Genomic DNA, 21,794 nt, shown 5'->3' on the forward strand with positions numbered 1-21,794 from the left:
GCAAAATGTACTAATAGATTATTTGCAACTACTTAATTTTTACGTTAACAAATCATTACCTTATACTAAGCAAAAATACGTCTCAAAACATTCAACTATTCTTTTTAGGGTTCACTGCTATAACGGGGAGTAATAGTAACTCTCCTTTATCATATGGTCATAATTTTTTATTTCACTCACTGTGAGTCATTTTTTAATAATGAATTTCGTATTTCTGCAAGTAAGTATAACGAACCTGATACGATTGTCTTACTATGCATTTGAGATTGATCTTTAATAAATGCCGTGCAGTCTTGTAAAATATATTTTTCTTTAGCGTTTGAAAGCTGAAGCAATTGTTCTGCTGGCATAGCTCGAGGATTGTCTATATCCACGAAATAAAAACAATCACTTACCTGCTCAAGATGACGTAATACTGCCTTTACGTCTTTATCGGCAAGTATACCGACGACAAATGTAACGGACGCATCTGGTAAGTCCTCATGTATCGTCGCGACAAGCTTCTCTGCACTAGCAGGATTATGGGCCCCGTCTAAAATAATATGTGGCAACACTTCTTCATAGCGCCCTAACACAGTTGCCTGTTGAACACCTACAATAATACTTTGAAGGCTAACAGGTATATTCAATGCAGGAGCCACCTCGAAAAAAGCTGTAATCGCAAGTGCCATATTACTTGCTTGATGTTGCCCTTTCATTTTTCTTTTAAGAATCGTAAGTGTTAGACCGTTTTCATCATTCGTATACTTTTCACCTGTAGTCGACTGCTCAATGTAAAACTGATCGCCCAACTCTAGTACATGTGCATTTTTCTTACGTGATTCCTCATAAACAGCAGCCTTTGCTTCTTGAGGCATTTCACCGATAATGACAGGGCGATTTTGTTTAATAATACCTGCTTTATGATGCGCAATACTTGCAATGGAGTTCCCTAAAAACTTTGTGTGCTCTAGCGCAATGCTTGGAATAATGGAAACAATCGGCGTTACGACATTCGTGCTATCAAGCAAACCACCCATCCCTGTTTCAATTAACGCCACATCAACATGACTATTCACAAAATGTAAGAAAGCTACTACCGTCAGCAATTCAAAATCAGTCAACTTTCCGCTTAGTCCAGCCTTATGCATTTGCTCAAATACGCCGTCCATCTCTCCCGTAGTAATGGATAAACTTGCTACTTGTATTTGGTCATGTACATCTAAAATACAAGGCGACATAAACTTACCAACACGCAAACCATGCTCTTTCGCAATTGCTTCTATAAAAGTAAGCGTAGAGCCTTTACCATTTGTACCAGCTATATGGACCACTTGAAACTGTTGCTCTGGATTCCCTACCAATGATAATGCTTCTTGAATTGCTGTCAGTCCAGGTTTGATGACATCATCACTTTGTACCGACCATTTCTCTTTATAGCGATCAAATTGCGGAATCATCCTACTACCTCCAAGAGCGCTTTACGTGCTTCCGCTATAAAATATAAAGAACCGGTAATGATCAAAATATCAGCCTCTTCTTTTCTCTGTATTTCCGCATCAATAACTTGCTGCCAATCTGAGTTATACACTTTTTGGGGATGCTGTGATAACGCTGCTAATTGCTCTGCTGGCATAGCATTTGGTAAAGAAATTTGCGTAAAGGCCATCGAGTTTGCTACTTCATCCATTAATGCAATACTATTGGCGTGATCCTTATCAGAAAGCGCTGCATAAATAAAGTTATAGTTTCGATTTGGATAGACATCTTTTAATGTTTGGATCAGTGCTGCTGTACCTTCTGAATTATGTGCACCGTCTAAGACAATATTATTGGCAACTTGCTCAAAGCGACCTGCCCACTGCGCTGTTTGTAGTGCCTTGCGTATAGTAGTGTCTGAAATTTTTACATGACCTTTTTCTTGTAGCACTAACATCGCAGTCATTGCAAGACTAGCATTTGCTACTTGGTGTAAACCTGCCATTTTCAATACAATATCTTGCATCTGCACCTCTTGATTTTCATAATCGAAATGCTGCATCCTTTCATATTGTTGTTGCGTCGTAACCTTAAAATCTTCCCCTAAGATACGACACTCTGCATGACGTTCTTCTGCCACTTTACGTATGACTGCAAGCGCATCTTCATTTTTCACCCCAACAATAACCGGTACATCTTCCTTAATAATGCCTGCCTTTTCAAAAGCTATTTTTGCATACGTGTCTCCTAAAAAAGCGGTATGCTCTAATGAAATCGTCGTAATTATAGAAACAAGAGGTGTAATGACATTTGTAGCATCTAAACGTCCGCCAAGACCTGTTTCAATCAACGCAAAATCAACATGAGCTGCAGCGAAATATTGGAACATTATTAACGTTATCACTTCAAAAAAACTTGGATAATCGCCGTTGTAATGCGTTTCAACAATATGTGCCACCGCATTCATGTACTGCAAGAATTGTGCATCAGGAATCTGTACACCATTAATTGTTATACGTTCGTTGACACATTCTAAATGCGGTGATGTAAATGCCCCTACTTTATAGCTTGCCCCCTCTAGCATTTCACGTAGCGCATTTACAGTGGAACCTTTACCATTAGAACCTGCTAAATGAATTACTTTTAGCTGATTTTGTGGATTATCTAGATAAGCCAGCACCTCACGCATCATTACTAATGGTGCACGTTTATGGTCAACTGCCTTTAATTTGAAAATAAAATCTGTACATTGTTCCATCGTTGTAAACAAACCAAACACTCCTTATGTATGCAATAGCTCTATTTTAGTACAAAAGTTGCCTCACACACACACAATTCGCACTCAATTTAAAAGTGGCTATCCAAAAAGTCTCTTTAAGCTTAACATCTAGCTTTCTATATGGTAAAAAACCGCTGCGCTTTCCACGGACACAGCGTCAGTCGCAACCCTCACTACGCGCGATTCGTTGCGTCTTACATCTTGTGCATACTCCTGCCGCTACGTTTCACTCACGCTTTCGTCGTGAAAAATGTTCCCGCAGGAGTCTACGCGGATTTTTACCTATATATCAAAAAACAGTATGCCGGAAGTACTCTCAGCATACTATTTTTACTTTTAGGACTGCCCCTTTTAAATTGAGGATAACTATTGCAACTGATACTCCATTCCAAGCAGAGCACCCATATCAGCTAAGATAATCTTCGCATCTTTATTTAAATAAGGATGAACATCTGATCTTTGAACTAATTCAAATGAGTTCTTTAATGTTCTTTTTAACATAGATATATCAAAGTTCGAACAATATTCATTGATTTTATTGATTGTTAATAAATCTGCACGTGTTAATTTATTGTTTGTTCCGTCGTTTACTTTGCTATCCGAAATTACATGCTTGATTAACACTTTCGCATTTGCATTAAGGAGTCTATAGTATTTTGCTTCTGATAATTTAAGGAGATTTATCTCTATGATTGCTCTCGCATTAACAAATTCTAAATTATCACAGGCCGTATTTACTTTCGCAATGGTTGTTCCTATATTTCCAGACATCAGTAACCTCCAACATTTAACATTACTTTATTGCATAATAAAAGGCCATTCTAATTACGATAGAATAGCCAAGAGAATTATTAATAAATCCTTTTCTTTGGTAACCAGGCGATCATAGCATTTCAGATTAAAAATAATCTTTATACCTTAGACCCTAGGCTTTGCGCCCTGCCTTTTCAAGCAGTTTGCCTTTGTCTATTATACTAAGTTTAAAATATCATACTATACAAAAAGACCTATTTCAATAGATTTATTTCATTACAAATCACACAAATAGCAAAAAACAGCGAATGACCAAAAATGTCATCCGCTGCAATAAATTAATTACATATTTTTCAGTTCTTCTAAACGTTTTAGTACTAACGCATGTTTGCTTTCATAATCTGCTAATTTCTCACGTTCAGCATTTACTAAAGCTTCTGGAGCTTTTGAGACAAATTTTTCGTTTGAAAGCTTTCCAGACACTAACTTAACTTCTTTTGCCCATTTTTCTAACTCTTTTTCAAGACGAGCAATTTCTTCTTCTAAGTTAATGAGGCCGACTAGAGGTAAGAATAGCTCTGCTCCCGTTACAACAGCTGTCATTGATTGACCTGGTGCTTCTAAGCCTTCACCAATCGTTAACGTTTCAGGGTTACAGAATTTTTCTAAATACGCTTTATTTGCTTCAAGTACACTTACAGTCGCAGCATCTTTTGCTGAAATGAATAATGGTACTTTTTTGCTCATAGGTGTATTTACTTCCGCACGAATATTACGTACCGAACGTATAATATCCATAAGCAATTTCATATTATCCGCTTCTTCTGCGAAGTGTAAGTCATCACGAACTGTTGGCCATGCTGCCACTGTAATAGACTCACCTTCGTGTGGTAAGTGTTGCCAAATTTCTTCCGTAATAAATGGCATGAATGGGTGTAATAAACGCATCGTTTGATCTAACACGTACGCTAAAATTGAACGCGTCGTTTTCTTCGCGGCTTCATCATCACCATTCATTGGTAATTTCGCCATTTCGATATACCAAGAACAGAAATCATCCCAAATGAAGTTATATAGCTCACGGCCCACTTCACCAAACTCATAACGTTCTGCTAAAAAAGTAACGCGTTCGATTGTTTCATTTAGACGAGTTAAAATCCACTTATCTGCAACAGATTTTTCACCAGTTAAGTCGATTTCATCATATGTCATGCCGTCCATGTTCATTAATGCGAAACGAGAGGCATTCCAAATTTTATTGGCAAAGTTCCATACCGACTCTACTTTTTCTGTTGTGTAGCGTAAATCTTGACCCGGTGATGAACCTGTTGCTAAGAAGTAACGCAGTGAGTCAGCGCCGTATTGTTCGATCACATCCATTGGATCTACACCATTACCAAGTGATTTACTCATTTTACGACCTTCGCCATCACGTACTAAACCGTGAATTAATACATCTTTGAATGGCCGTTCACCCGTAAATTCAAGCCCTTGGAAAATCATACGTGATACCCAGAAGAAAATAATGTCATACCCAGTTACAAGCGTACTTGTAGGGTAATAGCGTTTGAACTCTTCGCTTGCTTCATCTGGCCAACCCATAGTTGAAAATGGCCATAATGCAGATGAGAACCAAGTATCAAGAACGTCTTCATCTTGCGTCCAGTTATCAGCGTCAGCTGGCGCTTCTTTTCCAACGTAAATTTCACCTGTTTCATTGTGATACCATGCTGGGATTTGGTGACCCCACCATAATTGACGAGAAATACACCAGTCGCGAATGTTTTCCATCCAACGAGAATATGTGTTTTCAAAACGAGAAGGTACAAAGTTTACTTTGCCTTCCTCATCTTTTTGAAGTTCAAGGGAAGCATCTGCAAGTGGTTGCATTTTAACGAACCATTGTGCTGAAAGGTAAGGTTCTACTACTGCGTCAGTACGTTCAGAGTGACCTACAGAATGCATATGTTCTTCGATTTTAATTAACACGCCAGCTTCTTGTAAATCAGCAACGATTTGTTTGCGGCATTCAAAACGATCCATACCGTTATATTTGCCCGCAAGCTCATTCATTGTGCCATCTTCGTTCATTACTAAAATACGTTCTAAATTATGACGATTACCAACTTCAAAGTCGTTCGGATCATGCGCTGGTGTCATTTTTACAACACCCGTACCAAATTCCATATCTACATATTCATCAGCAACAATTGGAATTTCACGGCCTACGATTGGTAAAATAATTGTTTTACCAATTAAGTCTTGATAGCGTTCATCTTTCGGGTGAACAGCTACACCAGAGTCACCAAGCATCGTTTCAGGACGTGTTGTAGCTACTTCTACGTATCCTGATCCATCTGCTAATGGGTACTTCATGTGGTAGAAAGCACCTTGAACATCTTTATAAATTACTTCGATATCTGAAAGGGCAGTTTTTGCAGCTGGATCCCAGTTAATAATACGTTCCCCACGATAGATTAAACCTTTTTCATAAAGTTGAATGAATACTGTTTTTACTGCATCTGAAAGACCTTTATCTAATGTGAAACGTTCACGAGAATAATCAAGACCAAGACCTAACTTTGCCCATTGTTCACGAATATGTCCAGCATACTCTTCTTTCCATTCCATTGTTTTTTCAAGAAATTTTTCGCGTCCTAAATCATAACGAGAAATATTATCTTCACGAAGTTTTGCTTCTACTTTCGCTTGTGTTGCAATACCCGCATGGTCCATACCTGGTAACCATAGCGCATCATACCCTTGCATGCGTTTCATACGGATTAAAATATCTTGTAATGTTGTATCCCACGCGTGACCAAGGTGTAATTTCCCTGTTACGTTCGGCGGTGGAATAACGATTGAATATGGTTCTTTTCCGCTTTCAGGTTTCGCCTCGAAAAACTTACCTTGTAGCCACCATTCATAACGACCTGTTTCAATCGACTGTGGATCATACTTTGTTGGCATTGAAATGTTTTCTGTCATTTTCGTTCCTCCTATTTTGGACAAATAAAAAAACTCCTAACGTCTATAAAAGGACGAAGGAGTTTTAAGTTCGCGGTACCACCTTTAATTCCGAGCTAGTTTAAAGTCCAGTGCCTACAATAGCACTTAAACAAAACCGATTCTCGGCTCTCAATTCGATAACGGTGTTTAACCGGCTCTAACTACTATCAGTTCACTAAAGCTGCTCTTGGGCTACCTTCAATTGTGCACAAATGGAAACTTTACAGCTACCGTTTCCTCTCTATAAAATGCGCGGGCAATTTACTCTTCCCTTTCCATGCATCGCTATTTAACTTCCAACATTGTACCGCAATAGCACGCATTTTTTCAAGTAGTTTAGTTATTTTCAACTAGTAGCTTAGAAAGGAAGTGAAATTTCATATGCGACGTAAATACAATCCCTGGTTTTTACCACCTTGGCTACGACAAATTCGTTTTTACTGCCGAACAATCATTTTACCAATTTGTGCTTTCCAATTTGTACGTGTCATAATCATTCCAACTACTGGAGATTTTATAATTTTATTATTATTGTTGCTTCTTTTCTATTTACTAATGAACGATATCATTTGACGGGCGTACTTTCAACAATGTGTAATTCTCTTCTAAATCCCAAATCATTGATGGTGCCTCTTGCTCCCATGAGCTAGACTCACGAATAACAATTTGATTCGTAGATTCTTTTGCTAGCATAATTTGCTCTTCAACTACCAGTACAACTTCTTCAGCAACAGGTTCAGCAACAGGTTCAGGTGGTGCCTCAACAATATGGGCCACCGCTATTACTTGCTCCGGTTCACTAAATGTACTCGCGATCGTCCATTCTAGCTGACATGTTTGGTTATTGAGTGAAGGTCGAATGTCTTTCACCATTAAACTATCAATAGATGCATCTTTCGGTAAATCCACATGTAAAGGAACCGCATACTCAAAATAGCCGGTATCTCCTTGAAGATCAAGTGCATCTATTTTCACCAAATCATCTGAATCCATCATTGCATGTTCTTCTTGGAAATCAAAACGTACATGTGCTGTCACATGATAAATACCAATTAACCGCAATGAATCATCTAATTGTTGAGCTTGCCATTGAGGTGTAATCTGCACAGCAGCAATTTCTGTTGGGCAACCATATCCAGGAAAACAAAATGTCTCACTCATATTCCAAGTTTTATGTTCGATAATATTCCCTCCCATGCATTATATGTTGTTTTAAAGAAGGGTATGACAGCAAAAAAAGAGGTGTCTCAGGGTTTGAGACACCTCCATGTTTTAAGCATGTAATGATTTAATTTTATTCGCTACACGATCTGTCAGCATTTGTGTTGCTTTTGGTACGATTGGCTTAAAGATTGGGTTTAAGATAGGACCTGCTAAGCCCCCTGCAGTCACCTCTAAATAACCTGTCATACGTGTATTGTTCTCATCAATACTTTCTGCTAGGAAATAGCCATTCCCAGTGAAATTATCAGAAAGTCCTTTTAAGTTAAACGTTACTTTAGAAGGAGCAGACCATTCTAAAATATCAATCTCTACTTCTACCGTTTTCTTCAATACACCGACATTACCTTTAAATGTCCATGTAGACTGTTTGTCGTTAATCATCGTATGCGCATTATAACCTGGGACAAGCTTTGCCCATTTCTCCATATCACTGACGAAATCCCATACGTTTTCAATCGCTACGGGTACTTCTACTATATGTGTGCCTGTTGCCATATCAATTCACTACTTTCTTTTATGAATAGCTATATTATAAACGATTTTGCTTACAAAATGCTTATGAGAATAGTTGTATTTATGACGAATAAAATTTAGCAGACAGGTTTCGAAACATACGCTAATATTAAGGAAGTACCAGTAGGTCTCTATAAAACTCTTAAAAAAGACAATTATTAAACAAAACATATGACCGTAGCCCATTTCGCTTCCTAATAAGGACTTTTTTAATACTTTCTATGTTATTACAAATTGAGTTACCTTTTTCATCATGCTAGTAAAAACAACTCTATTTTATTGGAATTGTTACTATCGCGGATTGCTCTACTTTCATGTCTGGTGTATTTGCTATTGTATGAACTAAAGGTTTTCCTGCATTTGCTTGGAACGTCAATTGATATTCATTCGGGCCAATTGGATTTAATATTTGGGTCGTCAAGCTTTCGCCTGATTCGACTTCAATCTCTAAAAAATTTGGCATCAGTACATCATTATAAGGAAAATCACTGTCCACATAGAAAGTCATTGTAGCTTCAGACCCCTTATGTTCTACATTTGTGATGACGATATCTCCCATCTTACCTTGTGAAATTCTCTGTGGAAATTTATCTGCAAGTGGCACTATAATATCTTCTCGTTCATGGTAAAAAGGGACGAAATAATAAAGAATTTTTAATTCTGTTATTTCTTCACTTAACGGCCCCAATAGATAAGTATAAGTGACCCCATTTTCATCACCACTCCCAGACTTGTCCAACACTCTGATAGGTGTACCATTTTGATCCGTTACCGTTTCAAAAAGAACCCGCTCTTCTGAGAATATTTTTTCCATTAACGCGTCAAACTTTACGTTCAATTTTGTTGTAGTAGTAGATGTTTCGAGATGATCTACCGTAAAAGATATACCATCGATTTCACCTGTTTGTCCTGTAGCTAAAGTTTTGATATTATTTTTCACCTTTTGGATTGGCGTCCTATAAACCCATTTGGCCGTCGGATCATCTATTTGATGAATATTAAATGTAAGATCGAAAGCATCAGGTAAATTATCTGGCATTCTAGTTTCCCAGACTCCGCGGAAGACATCATTATTTTCTAAAATTCGCATACTTGATCCCGCATTAATTTCCTTCCCATCAACATGTATACTTGAAGCATACTTACCTTCATAACTTGGCATTGAAAAGATTACATCAAGGCGTGCACCATCGTATACAATTTCTTCAACTGTAATTGGTAGGCCATTACTTACAACTGTCTCATTCAAAGTAACTTTATTGTCATCTGATAAAGCATTAAGTAATCCCTCATCATACTTTTCAATGTCATACATAAAACCAATTAAAGGAACGTCAGCTAAAACATTCGCCATTTTCGGTGAAATAAAGCCAGATCCTAGAACAAGGCCCCCTGTAGCTACGACTAAAAGCATTGCCATTGCAAATGATTTTTTCTGCTTTTTCTTTTTATGTTGCATCCCTTTTTCAATCACTTGATCTAGTTTTTCTAACGGCACATCGATGTCATCAATTGTCTTTTTTATATTGTTCTCCATAAAACTCGCCTCCTCTATTAAAATATTTTTTCAATTGTTGGATCCCCCTATGTACATTTGTTTTGACAGTTCCTTCTGGGCATTCTAGTAAATCAGCAATATTCTTCGTTGGAAGATCTCGATAATATTTTAATAAAATCACCGTTTTGTATTTCTCATCAAGCTGTTCAATCGCTTGAAGTAAATCTAATTTTTCATCGTAAGAAGATTCTTGTCCTCTCTCTGGTAGCTGCTCCTGCATCAGTAAATTTTTTTTGTTTTTGCGTAACATTTCAAGGGCTGTATTAATTAAAATCTTCATCAGCCATGTCGCAAAATACTGCTCTTCTTTTACCGTATGGATATTGGCATATGCCTTTGCCACTGTTTCCTGCACAACATCTAGCGCATCATTTTCATTTCTCATGTAAATGTAAGCCATCTTGTATAGCTTTACTTTCTCATCCTGAAGCAGTTTTAAAAATGCTTGATTATTGCCCTTCTTTGCCTTCGCTAATAATGACATCGCTAACAAGTTTGTCACCACCCTTTCTGTTTATCTATAAGTTAGATGAACAACTTATCCAAATCGTTTCAAATAAAATAAAAACGTCGAACTTTTATCGTCCAACGTTTTTATAGAAAAGTCATTAAATTATGTATCTCAAAAAATAAGCATCGTAATTTCCCTAAAGCTTTGATACCAATGTATTCAACTGCTCTCGGTTGATTTCACCCTGAATTCTGTATTGAACAATCCCATCCGAATCAATAATTAATGTTGTTGGATAACCAATAATTTCAAATGATTTTTGTAAGGTACCTTTCTTATCTAAAAAAATGGGAAACTTTATATTATACTGATCCGCAAATTTTTCTACAGATTCAACACCTTTTTCTTTAGAAGTCATATTAACCGTGAGGAATTCCACATTCTTTGGCTTTTTCTTATAAAATTTATTTAAGTCAGGAGCCTCATCTATACAAGGGCCACACCATGATGCCCAAAAGTTTAATACAAGAATTTTACCTTTGTAATCCTTCAATGTTGTTTCAGAATGATCTAAGCCGATGAGTTTGGTTTCATATGCAATACGCTCCGTCCCATCTTCATTTTTAATCAGAGCATTTATTGTTTGGTTATTTGTAAACCCATTTTTTACGACAATTCCTATCAAAGTAATAATTAGTACCAGCGAAATGATTAAACTAATCTTTTTATTAACCTTCATAACCTACCCCTTCATTCTATATTTTTATTAAAATAGAAATTTTTGCATATACATAACAATACTATTCTTTTCACAATATAGAAAGATAAATTAGGGATAAATTAGGTTTATTACCAAAAGTGTGGAATCTCATTTAGTTAAAGAATTTATCGATTTTAAAATGCGTGTTCATTGGAGTGAAGGCTGGCGAGTGTAGCTGACGGCATTCACCTTTCGCTGCAGGGCAACGCTTCCTGCGGCATTAGCGTCCCAGATGAGACCCTGTAGCAAGGCTAAAAACGGAACATCCTGTGACAATTTATCTGCACGAAAGCGAAGGACAGCCGCACACACCTTCGTGACCAACATCATGTTGGCCCGAAGCTGGCACATTGGAGGTTCCTCGGAAAGTGCCCAACCGGAACGGAACCCAAGCTATGGTGGTAAGCTGAGTTATTAACAACTATAAAAAAAGATAAAAGCCACCCCTAATGGATGGCTTTCTAGCTATAGATATATTAGCGTGCTAATTGTGCAAATACTTTATGGAATGCTTCCACTGTTTGCGCGATATGCTCTTCTGTATGTGCTGTTGAGATGAATAACCCTTCAAATTGTGAAGGTGGTAGGAAAATACCTTCTCCCGCCATTAAACGGAAATACTCAGCAAACAATTGTAGATCGGAAGTTTTTGCAGAAGCAAAGTCGATAACATCTTCATTTGTGAAGAAGAAGCCAATCATTGAGCCTGCACGGTTAACTGTATGCGGGATATTATATTTCGTTGCTGCCGCACGGAAACCTTCTTCTAATTGATCTCCTAGTTTTTTGAAGTATTCATAAGAACCTGCATCTAAACGACTTAACGTTTCATAACCAGCTGTCATAGCAAGTGGATTCCCTGAAAGTGTACCTGCTTGGTAAATAGGACCTGCCGGCGCAACTTGCTCCATAATTTCTTTTTTACCTGCGAATGCACCTACTGGAAGGCCACCACCAATTACTTTACCTAAACAAGTCATATCTGGCTCGATACCGAAGTAACCTTGTGCGCAACCATAGTCTACACGGAATCCTGTCATTACTTCATCGAAGATTAAAATCGTTCCGTATTCTTTTGTTAAGTCACGCAAGCCTTGTAAAAATTCTGGCTGCGGTGGAACAACACCCATATTCCCTGCAACTGGCTCAACGATCACTGCTGCAAGTTCTGAACCGAAGTTTTCAAAGACAGCTTTAACAGATGTTAGATCGTTATATGCGACTGTTAACGTATTTTTCGCGATATCTGCAGGTACTCCAGGGCTATCTGGTAAACCTAGTGTTGCGACACCTGAACCCGCCTTAATCAGTAGTGAATCACCGTGGCCATGGTAAGAACCTTCGAACTTTAAGATTTTGTCGCGTCCTGTAACACCACGTGCGACACGTAGAGCAGACATTGTCGCTTCTGTCCCTGAAGACACAAAACGAATCATATCCATTGCAGGTAAACGATCTAATACTAATTTTGCTAATCTATTTTCAGTATAGCTTGGCGCACCGAATGATGAACCCTTCGCCGCAGTTTCAGCAATAGCTTGAACAACCTCTGGATGCGAATGTCCTAAAATAAGTGGACCCCATGATAATACATAGTCAATATAGTCATTACCATCAATATCTTTAATGATTGCACCTTGTCCTGACTCCATGAAGATTGGGTCCATATTTACAGATTTGAATGCACGTACTGGACTACTAACACCACCAGGCATTAATTGTACTGCTTCAGCGTATGCTTGTTTTGATTTTTCGTAAGAACGAGCCATTTATTTCTCCTCCAACCAGCGTGCTGCATCTTTTGCATGATACGTAATGATTAAGTCTGAACCTGCACGTTTCATACCTAGTAATGTTTCAAGCACAACTTTTTTCTCATCAATCCAGCCGTTAATTGCGGCTGCTTTCACCATTGCATACTCGCCTGATACGTTGTACGCAACGATTGGTAATGTGAAGTTATTTTTTACATCACGAATAATATCTAAGTAGCTAAGTGCAGGCTTTACAATTAAGAAATCAGCACCTTCAGCTACATCAGATTCCGCCTCACGGAATGCCTCTAGACGATTCGATGGGTCCATTTGATACGACTGACGGTCACCAAACTGTGGTGCACCATCAGCCGCATCACGGAATGGTCCGTAATAGCTTGAAGCATATTTCACCGCATAAGACATAATTGGTATATGTTCAAATCCAGCTGCATCTAATCCTGCACGAATAGCTGTAACGAAACCATCCATCATATTCGATGGCGCAATAATATCAGCACCAGCTTGTGCTTGAGATATTGCTGTACGTGCAAGCAAATCTAATGAAGGGTCATTTAAAATTTGCTCTCCTTCAATGACACCACAATGTCCGTGGTCTGTATACTCACATAGACAAGTATCTGCAATAACTAGAAGTTCTGGGTGACGTTCCTTAACTAGACGTGTAGCCTCTTGCACAATACCATGGTCATGGTAGGCACCTGTACCGACAGCATCCTTTTCCGCAGGTAAACCAAATAAAATGACAGCAGGAATACCTAAAGCAACGACTTCATCGATTTCTGCTCCTAAGTTATCTAATGAAAATTGAAACACACCTGGCATTGAAGACACTTCATTTTTAATATCTTCGCCTTCAATGACAAAAATCGGATAAATAAGATCTTCTTTGTGTAAGTATGTTTCTTTTACCATGGCGCGCATTGCAGCATTCGCGCGCAGACGACGATGTCTTTGAAATTGTAATTGAGTCATGTTCTCTGTTCCTCTACTTTCATTAATTCCTCTAGTACAGCCTGCATCGTATATACACTTGGTTTCACATCTACTTTAGCGCCATGATTGGTAATCGCCGCTTCCGTGATATGACCAATTGCAGCAACACGAACCGCTTCCCAGCCAACAATAGATGCAACATCTAATGCGTAAACATCCACCGCTGATGGACTTGCAAAGATAACCGTAACATCCTTGTTTTCACGAATACAATTAATAATAATTTGCTTGTGATCATGTCTTTCAAGTGTTTCGTAAATCGTCCATTCCTTTAACTCAAATGGCAAGCCATCCTTTAATGTTTTCTTCGCTTTTTCACCACGAATAAACAAACAAGAAGGGTTCGCTCCAGCCACGCTCGGAAACTCTTTGACAAATACATCAGCACTAAAAATAGTTGGCATAAAGCTAACACTAAAACCTAATTTCTCTAAAGCCTCTGTAGTTTTGGTACCAATAGACGCAATCTTCCCTTGAAAATGCTGTGCATTTAGATTAAATCGCTTTACCTTACTTGCAAATGCATCTACTGCATTTTGACTCGTAAAAATAAGCCAGTTAAATTGGCGCGCATACTCTAATTGCACTTCATCATTTTGATCTATAAGTTCGCAAGTTTCAATTAATGGGGTAACTATTGCTCGGCCACCTAGCGTTGTAATATCTTCGATGATTGTGCTCGTTTTAGACGTGCCCGTTAAAATAATCGTTTTACCTTGTAAAGGTAAATTACTTTGCATCTTGCTCTGCCTTCACGCGTTGAATTAAATCAAATGCACCTTGCTCTGTTAAAATCGTTGCAAGCTTTTTACCAACCGTCTCTGCGTCAGAACCTACGACAGTTTCTTTATAAATAACTGAAGCATCTGGTGCTGCAACTAAACCTGTAAGTGTAATTTGTTCCCCATTTGTTTTGGCATACCCTGCGATAGGTACTTGACAGCCGCCGTCCATAGCAGCTAAAAATGCACGTTCAGCATGTGCTTCTTGCCATGTTGAACCGTCTGTAAGTTTAGCTAGTTCTGCTAATAATTCCTCGTCGTCTTTACGGCATTCGATACCTAAAGAACCTTGTGCAACAGCTGGTAAACAGTCTTCTATTGATAAAAACTCAGTTACAACATCATCACTCCAGCCAAGACGCTTTAATCCCGCTGCCGCTAAAATAATTGCATCGTATTCTTCTGTCTCAAGCTTCGCTAAACGAGTATCGACATTACCACGAATCCATTTGATTTCTAAATCGGGACGCACTGTCAATAACTGTGCACTGCGACGAAGTGAGCTTGTGCCGACTACAGAACCTGATGGAAGGTCTGCAAATTTCACATGTCCTTTTGAAATAAACGCATCTCGTGCATCCTCACGAGGTGGGATACAACCAATGACTAAGCCCTCAGGTAACACTGCAGGCATATCCTTCATAGAATGTACCGCAAAGTCGATTTCCTTATCGTAAAGTGCTTGTTCGATTTCTTTAACGAATAAACCTTTACCACCAACTTTTGATAATTGTACATCTAAGATTTGATCACCTTTTGTCACAATTTCCTTCACTTCAAATTCAAATGGTGCTCCAGCAGCCTTCAGTTCATTAATGAACCAATTCGTTTGTGTTAATGCTAGCTTACTTCTTCTTGAACCTACGATAATTTTTCTCAACAGTCTCCAACCTTTCTTCTAATACCATAAATGGAATCGCGATAAGCTACTACCTAAAAAGAAATTAGCGACAACCAATAGATAGGCATAAATTTGTAACCAAGCGAAATTTGTGCCTATCAGCTTACCTTTACGATTCACATATAAAATTGAACAATAAAGCACTAATAATATAAGAGACCCAATAATTTTAGCGTCAAAAATAAATAAGCTATCTAGCGATAAGAGTGCCCATTCAAACCCTAAAATTAAGCTTACAAATAACAAAGGGATCCCGACAAAAAACGATACATTTATCCAATTGCTCGTTTGCTGTAAAGAGGGCAAACGCGACCATAAATGTGTCAATTTTTTCTTCTTTAATAAGCGATATAACACTAAATACAATGTCGAAAACACGAATGCTAATGTAAATGCCGCATACGATAAAATCGCAAATGATATATGAATAAAAAGCATTTCCGAGATTAAGGTCTCCCCTACTGCTCCAGTTGGTCGTTTGGGCATAAAAGTAAAAATGCTCGCAAACACAAAGCCTAGTATATTAATAATAAATACCGGCAAATCCACTCTCGCAATACAATGAAGAATAATCGATAATGTCACAAGTAACCATGAGTAAAAGAGTATCCCTTCATATAACGACAAAATCGGAAAACGCTTTAGTTCAATAATAGTTAATAATATAATTGTGCTTTGAATGACCCATACAAATGATACAAGCCAAAAAGCTATTCTTCTTGCACGAACTTGCTTATAAAAGTAATCAGTAAAGTAAAATACTAGACTGATCGCATACAAGACGATCATTACTTCATAGAGCCTTGTCGTTGTCAAATCAGCCAATAGACATCCCTTCTTCATATAGAAAAGTGCTAAAGCCCCCGTCTATACTTGCGTTGGTAAAAACACCGCATCCTATAAAGCACTTTAGCCTAGACATTTTTTAAAATAAAAACGTTTTCGTACCCTTAGTTTACCACACAGATACGAAAACGCCTCATATAAATTCTTTTATAAAGAGTACTTTGGTTGTATAGAAGCCTGATGCTGCACTTGCTCTTTTCGTTGTAGCTTTTGCTCGGTCATCGCATCAACTTCTTCTTCAACTGCATCCTCAATACCAAATATTTGTTGGAATAAACGTAACTGTTCATTTGCTTTAGGTGAATTCGCCATTTCTTTCGCTTGCAAAATAGGCTCTTTTAATAATTGATTAATAATTGATTTTGTATGTTTGCTTAAAATTTTACGTTCACGATCCGTTAAATCTGGCATTTTATTTTCAATACTCAACATCGTTTCCTCTTGAATACGACTCGCCTTTTTACGCAATGCTGAAATAACTGGTACAACACCTAGTGTAGCAAACCAATCTTTAAACTGAACAACCTCTTTGTCTATCATTTGTGTTATTTCAGAAGCAGCTCGTTCACGCTCGGCTAAATTCGCCTCTACAATGCCTTGTAAGTCATCAATATCATACAAGAAAATATTCGGTAAATCTCCTACTCGTGGGTCAATATCACGTGGTACTGCAATATCTACCATGAATAATGGCTTACCTTTACGGAGACGATCGACAAATTCCATCAATTCATAATCAATGACATAATCTGTCGAACCAGTTGACGTAATTAAAATATCCGCATCTAATAATGAGCATTGCAATTCTTTCATCGATTTTGCCTCGCCACTAAACTTTACAGCTAAGCTCTCCGCTTTCTCAAACGTACGGTTAATAACTGTGACTTTGCCCACACCGTTTCCGTATAAGTTTTCAATCGCAAGCTGACCCATTTTTCCAGCACCTAAAATTGCAACATGCTTACGCCCTAATGAACCAAAAATTTTCTTTGCAAGTTCGACAGCTGCATAAGATACAGATACCGCATTTTCACCAATAGCTGTTTCATTATGTGCTCGTTTTGCAAATGTCACTGCTTGTTTGAATAACTGATTGTAGACCGTACCAGTCGTCCCAATCTCTTGTCCATTCAAAAAGCTCTTTCTCACTTGACCTAAAATTTGCGTTTCACCAAGGACCATTGAGTCGATTCCAGCAGTCACTTTGAAAAGATGTTCTAATGCCGCATCCTCTTCTCGGATAAATAAATGAGAAGAAAAATTCTCCACCGGCAAATGAAACCAATCCGCTAAAAATTGCTTTACAAAATGACGTCCTGTATGTAGCTGATCAACAACCGCATAAATTTCTGTGCGGTTACATGTAGAAATAATGACGTTTTCCAATATGCTTTTCTGTTTTTGTAGCGCTTCCATTGCCTGTGGTAGCTCACTCTCAATGAATGACAGCTTCTCACGAATTTCAACAGGCGCTGTTTTATAATTCAAGCCTACTACGATGGTATGCATGAATAACACCTCACACGTTCTAATTCATAAATTATATTATAGCATAGTTCGACATGAGTTCATCTATATATTTGTGAACATGCCGTGTAGAAATTTTTTTAAATTAGAATTATTATAAACTGAGTGTAACAAACTATATAGATGGTTTCAATCAATCTGTTTAAATCACTTAAATTTTTTATTGGGAAATAAGGAAGGATTTCCGTTTCAGCTTGGTGCTTTCCAAGAGGCATCTAGTGAGCTAACGTGTTGATGGTCACGAAGGCGTTTGCTACTGTCGCTTCGCTTTCGCACAGATAAGTCGTCACAGGACATGATGTTTTTAACCTCTGTTTCCCTATTAGCACACTCGGTGTAGAGCCATTATTTAACCTCAATCGAGTAGGAGGGAGCGACTAACTCCCGTCCTCTCACACCACCGTACGTACGGATCCGTATACGGCGGTTCCATGAAGTCTGACGGACAGCGATTTTGTATCTCCCTGTCCGTTATGCTTTTCTGTCTCTCCTTGCCACTTACATCTTAGCCCTCTTAATGTGTCCTATGGAATTCACCATTTCTTCCACTAAGTAAGTCCTTATTCGAATTGTCTGCTTCAACGTGCAAGTGAAATTCAAGTTTATTCCGCAGTCCTTCATGGTTCAGTCCTTCCCACTGATGGTACTATGACTTCTGCTGACTTCTGATGGTTCAACTACTTATCACTAAGCAGCTTACAAAGTGTACTTCGCATTTCCATCAGACCTCCCCGGGTAAGCACATGCACTTTCACACCATCTATCCGCCTCATTTACTCGATATGACCTTTGACAGAAAGGACTTTGTTTTGTTATGCAAACTCATCCAATCATACCTAGCCTTCTATGAGATTCGTGTTCCTCGGACCGGTGTTTTGCCGCCAGCTTCCTTCAGATTCCGCGTCACCACGGACACCCTTGCTCTTGGCTAACCTCTACTTCTGTCTTCGGGGTTCGGGACTTCCACCCTATAGCTCATGCGCATGCCGGGCGCACATAAAAACTGCCCCTAGTAAAATACTAGGAGCAGCTAACTTGCCTATTAACTTGAAACTTTCACCTTTTTCGATGATAGTAAATTATTGTCTTTATCGTATGCGATAAACTCAACTTCTGTATTAATCTTGAAGTCTTGCATAACCTGTACGTTTTTCGTCAACATAAAGACGCTATCGCTACGCTTCGTTAAATCAAACTGAATATCACCGCTGACAGAAGAGTAACGTACAACAACACGTTCCACGCCTGGACAATCAGAAGGAATACGTGCGCTCATCGTAATAATACCTTTACGAATCGTCACTGTCGATGTATCAAATAAGTCTCCACCATTTAAACAGCTTGGATATACTTTTTTACATAAGATCGAGTCAATAATTGTTTGATATGCCTTATGGAATTGCATTTGATTCGAAGTATGGAAGTAAGTTCCACCAGTATCTTCTGCTAATTGCTTTAATATTTTTTCATTAATTTGTGATTTCTTACCCATGCTTACTGTATAAACTTTAATCCCTTGTTTTTTCGCTGCGGCAATTGTTTCATTCAAGCTTGATTTACTCGTTTTGCCATCAGACACAACAACAATAGATTTCGAAGTTTTTTGATCATCTGAGAACTTACTTATTGCTAATTTTACACCAGTGAAAATATCTGTCGCACCGGATTCTTTTTGGTCTTTATACAAAGGATGTGCCATTACAGTTTTTGTATCGCCCTCTTTTAGTAATTGGGCCTTCGTATTTGTTTTAATGACGATATTATTCTTCGCATTTATTTGTTCAATTAATTCCTTTGTTTTAGTGCCACGGTAATTCGTCGGATCAACTGCACGCATCGATGAAGAATAATCAACTACATATGCTACTTCAGAAGCAAGTGAACATACATTTTTAGAGAAGTAAGGGTTCGTGAAAATTTCTTTTGTTATCGTTGTATTTGTAATGTCCTTTAAAATCGTTGCATAACGAGGATCGACTTTATCGACTAGTTCCGCCTCAATTTTAGAATTTCCATAAAGGATCGAATCAAAATACGCAACAGCTGTACCAGGACCACCCGTATTTGTTAAGTAGTCTGATGTATTCGTTACAAACGAGGCTGTTTTTTCAACACCATCAAATGTAATTTTAACTGTTCCTTGATAGTCCGTTACAATTTCTCCACTAGGTCTTACGAGTGTCACCATTACTTTTGTATATCGATCTTTGCCATTAGGTCTTGCTGCTGCGTCGGCACTTTCTTTCAATGCTTCTACACGTTTCTTATACGCTTCTACTTGACCTAGTAATTTACCACCTTGATATTTAAGCAATACAGTACGGTCATAATTGCTTAAGTTACTTAAAATTGCATAGATTTTCATAACACTATCATAATGCTCGATTGTTAACTTTTTCTCTTCCGGCATATGACTCATTAATTGAATGATTGAGCCTACTGGGTTAATGTTCTCTACTTGTGAGGCAATCGAATCATCAATTCCTTGAATACGATAAATCGGATTACCATCCTTATTAATCATGTACATAATTTCAGTCTTAGCAGGTTTTGTCACCGAATTATCTAAACGATGTTTAAGTATTTTTTCAAATAAATACACCGAAATATCGTAGTTTTCAAATTGTAATTGAGCATGCTTATAGCCGAGTGCTGGATAAGCGGCATCACTGCCACCATACTGTAAATATTTGTTTTCCACCGCTCCTAAAGCATTCGTTACATTTGTTTGCTGTCCGATACTAAATTTCTTCTCTTCAGGATCAATCCAGAACACATCTACTAGATTTTCTGTAAAGAATTCTGGTAGTTTTTCACGCGTTGGATATGGAGGTGTTATGTCCCCATCTGTATCACCTAAATTTTTCGGATCATACACTTCAAAATTAATTCGCATTTCTGCCTTTGGAGCATATCGTACATTCGCATTTAACTTTTCTCCAACAAGACATTTCATGCTTGGATCTGTATTGTTTATTAATTCAAACGAAATTACATCACGTGCAGATTTTGTTAACTTTGGTGCAACTACGATAGCAGATACAGTCGAACCATCAGATTGAACATTTCGAACCGTTTCCCCACTCGTATTCACAATCGTTGCCCCATGTGTAGACGTTACACGGAATGTATACGATTTATCATCTGCAATCGGATCACCATTACATGCTTTTAATGAAACCGTTATTAACGTTTTATCTTCACCATTTGCAATTAAATCTGGTTTTTCAATATCAATCGCTTGTAGCGCATTGTTTACATAAGGGGGTCCTACAAAATCGTTGTCATTATCTTTCGGCTCTTCAAATTCCTCACCTGTTGAACCCATGAAACCTGCTGGTAATGTAATTTTGTCATTATCACGTCCAGATGCTGCCTTTTTTAAACCTTGTACAGCAAATGAATCGCTTTGTACACCACGATATAAAAATACTGCCAAATCGCCACGTGTTAGCTTTGTAGAAGGGTTAAAATCTGCAAAAGTTTTTTTACCGGTAGATCCTGTTGAAATATCATTTATATATAGATACTGCACCGCTTGTGGCTCGTCTAAGTCTAACCCTTTAAACGCAGCGTAAATGCGTGCAAATTGACCTCGCGTAATTGTTTTCGAACGGTTCGTTGCAACAAATGTCCCTTCCAACGGTAAGTAAAATTCACTATAGAAGTTATATGCAACGCTTTCGTTGTAAGTTAACGCATAGTTTTTATCAAGCTTAGAGAACATCGTTACGACATCTCGTTCAGCAACCTGTCCATCTGGCAAAAAATTATTTGCGCTATTTGTCGACATTAAATCGTTGTTGATTGCCCATGAAATTGCTGCATACTTACTATTTGTCGTAGGAACATCTTGAATAGTCGTAGCAGCTTGCGTTGTTGCGGGCACAACTGTGACAAATGTTAGCACGAAGCAAAATAGTAATAAAAATGCTTTTTTCACATGTCTCATTTATTCAAAT

Annotated in this window: 16 protein-coding genes, 1 riboswitch and 1 other annotated feature; all 16 genes read right to left on the bottom strand. The window is 38.1% G+C overall.

The genetic code is table 11. The features are described from left to right. Window positions 1-176: 176 nt before the first annotated feature. Window positions 177-1,439 carry a bifunctional folylpolyglutamate synthase/dihydrofolate synthase gene (locus ACIQZG_RS01260; protein WP_402753337.1) on the bottom strand — a complete coding sequence of 421 codons (1,263 nt, stop codon included), beginning with the start codon at window positions 1,437-1,439 and terminating at the stop codon, window positions 177-179. Then, window positions 1,436-2,728 (bottom strand): bifunctional folylpolyglutamate synthase/dihydrofolate synthase, encoded by a 1,293-nt coding sequence (locus ACIQZG_RS01265; RefSeq protein WP_402753338.1) that lies wholly within the window; start codon window positions 2,726-2,728, stop codon window positions 1,436-1,438. Before ACIQZG_RS01265 ends, ACIQZG_RS01260 begins: the two co-directional genes overlap by 4 nt. A 375-nt stretch (window positions 2,729-3,103) precedes the next feature. Further along, window positions 3,104-3,508: a hypothetical protein gene (locus ACIQZG_RS01270; RefSeq protein ID WP_402753339.1), complete on the bottom strand. Its 405-nt coding sequence runs from the start codon at window positions 3,506-3,508 to the stop codon at window positions 3,104-3,106. Between the two features lie 96 nt (window positions 3,509-3,604). Next, window positions 3,605-3,708: riboswitch (cyclic di-GMP riboswitch) on the bottom strand. A gap of 124 nt (window positions 3,709-3,832) precedes the next feature. Then, window positions 3,833-6,478, bottom strand: a complete 2,646-nt coding sequence (locus ACIQZG_RS01275; RefSeq protein WP_402753340.1) for a valine--tRNA ligase — start codon at window positions 6,476-6,478, stop codon at window positions 3,833-3,835. A gap of 46 nt (window positions 6,479-6,524) precedes the next feature. Next, window positions 6,525-6,786, bottom strand: a binding site (T-box leader). Between the two features lie 265 nt (window positions 6,787-7,051). Next, window positions 7,052-7,660: a valyl-tRNA synthetase gene (locus tag ACIQZG_RS01280; protein ID WP_402753341.1), complete on the bottom strand. Its 609-nt coding sequence runs from the start codon at window positions 7,658-7,660 to the stop codon at window positions 7,052-7,054. A gap of 111 nt (window positions 7,661-7,771) precedes the next feature. Next, a complete protein-coding gene (locus tag ACIQZG_RS01285) occupies window positions 7,772-8,218 on the bottom strand; it encodes an SRPBCC family protein (protein WP_402753342.1) in 447 nt (148 codons plus the stop codon). 289 nt (window positions 8,219-8,507) lie between these two features. Further along, window positions 8,508-9,773: a DUF4179 domain-containing protein gene (locus ACIQZG_RS01290; RefSeq protein WP_402753343.1), complete on the bottom strand. Its 1,266-nt coding sequence runs from the start codon at window positions 9,771-9,773 to the stop codon at window positions 8,508-8,510. Continuing rightward, window positions 9,745-10,278, bottom strand: coding sequence for a sigma-70 family RNA polymerase sigma factor (locus ACIQZG_RS01295; protein WP_402753593.1), 534 nt, complete (start codon window positions 10,276-10,278; stop codon window positions 9,745-9,747). The genes ACIQZG_RS01290 and ACIQZG_RS01295 overlap by 29 nt, the downstream gene beginning before the upstream one ends. A gap of 163 nt (window positions 10,279-10,441) precedes the next feature. Further along, on the bottom strand, window positions 10,442-10,984 hold the full coding sequence (locus tag ACIQZG_RS01300; RefSeq protein WP_402753344.1) for a TlpA family protein disulfide reductase: 543 nt from the start codon (window positions 10,982-10,984) through the stop codon (window positions 10,442-10,444). A gap of 497 nt (window positions 10,985-11,481) precedes the next feature. Continuing rightward, window positions 11,482-12,774 carry a glutamate-1-semialdehyde 2,1-aminomutase gene (gene hemL, locus ACIQZG_RS01305; RefSeq protein WP_402753345.1) on the bottom strand — a complete coding sequence of 431 codons (1,293 nt, stop codon included), beginning with the start codon at window positions 12,772-12,774 and terminating at the stop codon, window positions 11,482-11,484. After that, on the bottom strand, window positions 12,775-13,755 hold the full coding sequence (gene hemB, locus ACIQZG_RS01310; RefSeq protein ID WP_402753346.1) for a porphobilinogen synthase: 981 nt from the start codon (window positions 13,753-13,755) through the stop codon (window positions 12,775-12,777). It abuts the gene before it with no gap. Then, entirely contained in the window at window positions 13,752-14,516 is a 765-nt protein-coding gene (locus ACIQZG_RS01315; protein WP_402753347.1) for a uroporphyrinogen-III synthase, read from the bottom strand. Before ACIQZG_RS01315 ends, hemB begins: the two co-directional genes overlap by 4 nt. Then, window positions 14,506-15,438, bottom strand: a complete 933-nt coding sequence (hemC, locus tag ACIQZG_RS01320) for a hydroxymethylbilane synthase (protein WP_402753348.1) — start codon at window positions 15,436-15,438, stop codon at window positions 14,506-14,508. Before hemC ends, ACIQZG_RS01315 begins: the two co-directional genes overlap by 11 nt. Before the next feature lie 18 nt (window positions 15,439-15,456). Then, window positions 15,457-16,284: a cytochrome c biogenesis protein CcsA gene (ccsA, locus tag ACIQZG_RS01325; protein WP_402753349.1), complete on the bottom strand. Its 828-nt coding sequence runs from the start codon at window positions 16,282-16,284 to the stop codon at window positions 15,457-15,459. A 168-nt stretch (window positions 16,285-16,452) separates the two neighbouring features. Continuing rightward, window positions 16,453-17,814 carry a glutamyl-tRNA reductase gene (gene hemA / locus ACIQZG_RS01330; RefSeq protein WP_402753350.1) on the bottom strand — a complete coding sequence of 454 codons (1,362 nt, stop codon included), beginning with the start codon at window positions 17,812-17,814 and terminating at the stop codon, window positions 16,453-16,455. A 1,060-nt stretch (window positions 17,815-18,874) separates the two neighbouring features. Beyond that, complete coding sequence (locus tag ACIQZG_RS01335; protein ID WP_402753351.1) at window positions 18,875-21,784, bottom strand: vWA domain-containing protein; 2,910 nt, start codon at window positions 21,782-21,784, stop codon at window positions 18,875-18,877. Between the last annotated feature and the right edge of the window lie 10 nt (window positions 21,785-21,794).

Source organism: Lysinibacillus sp. NPDC096418 (genome assembly GCF_044762775.1).
In the GTDB taxonomy this organism is placed as follows: Bacteria; Bacillota; Bacilli; order Bacillales_A; family Planococcaceae; genus Lysinibacillus.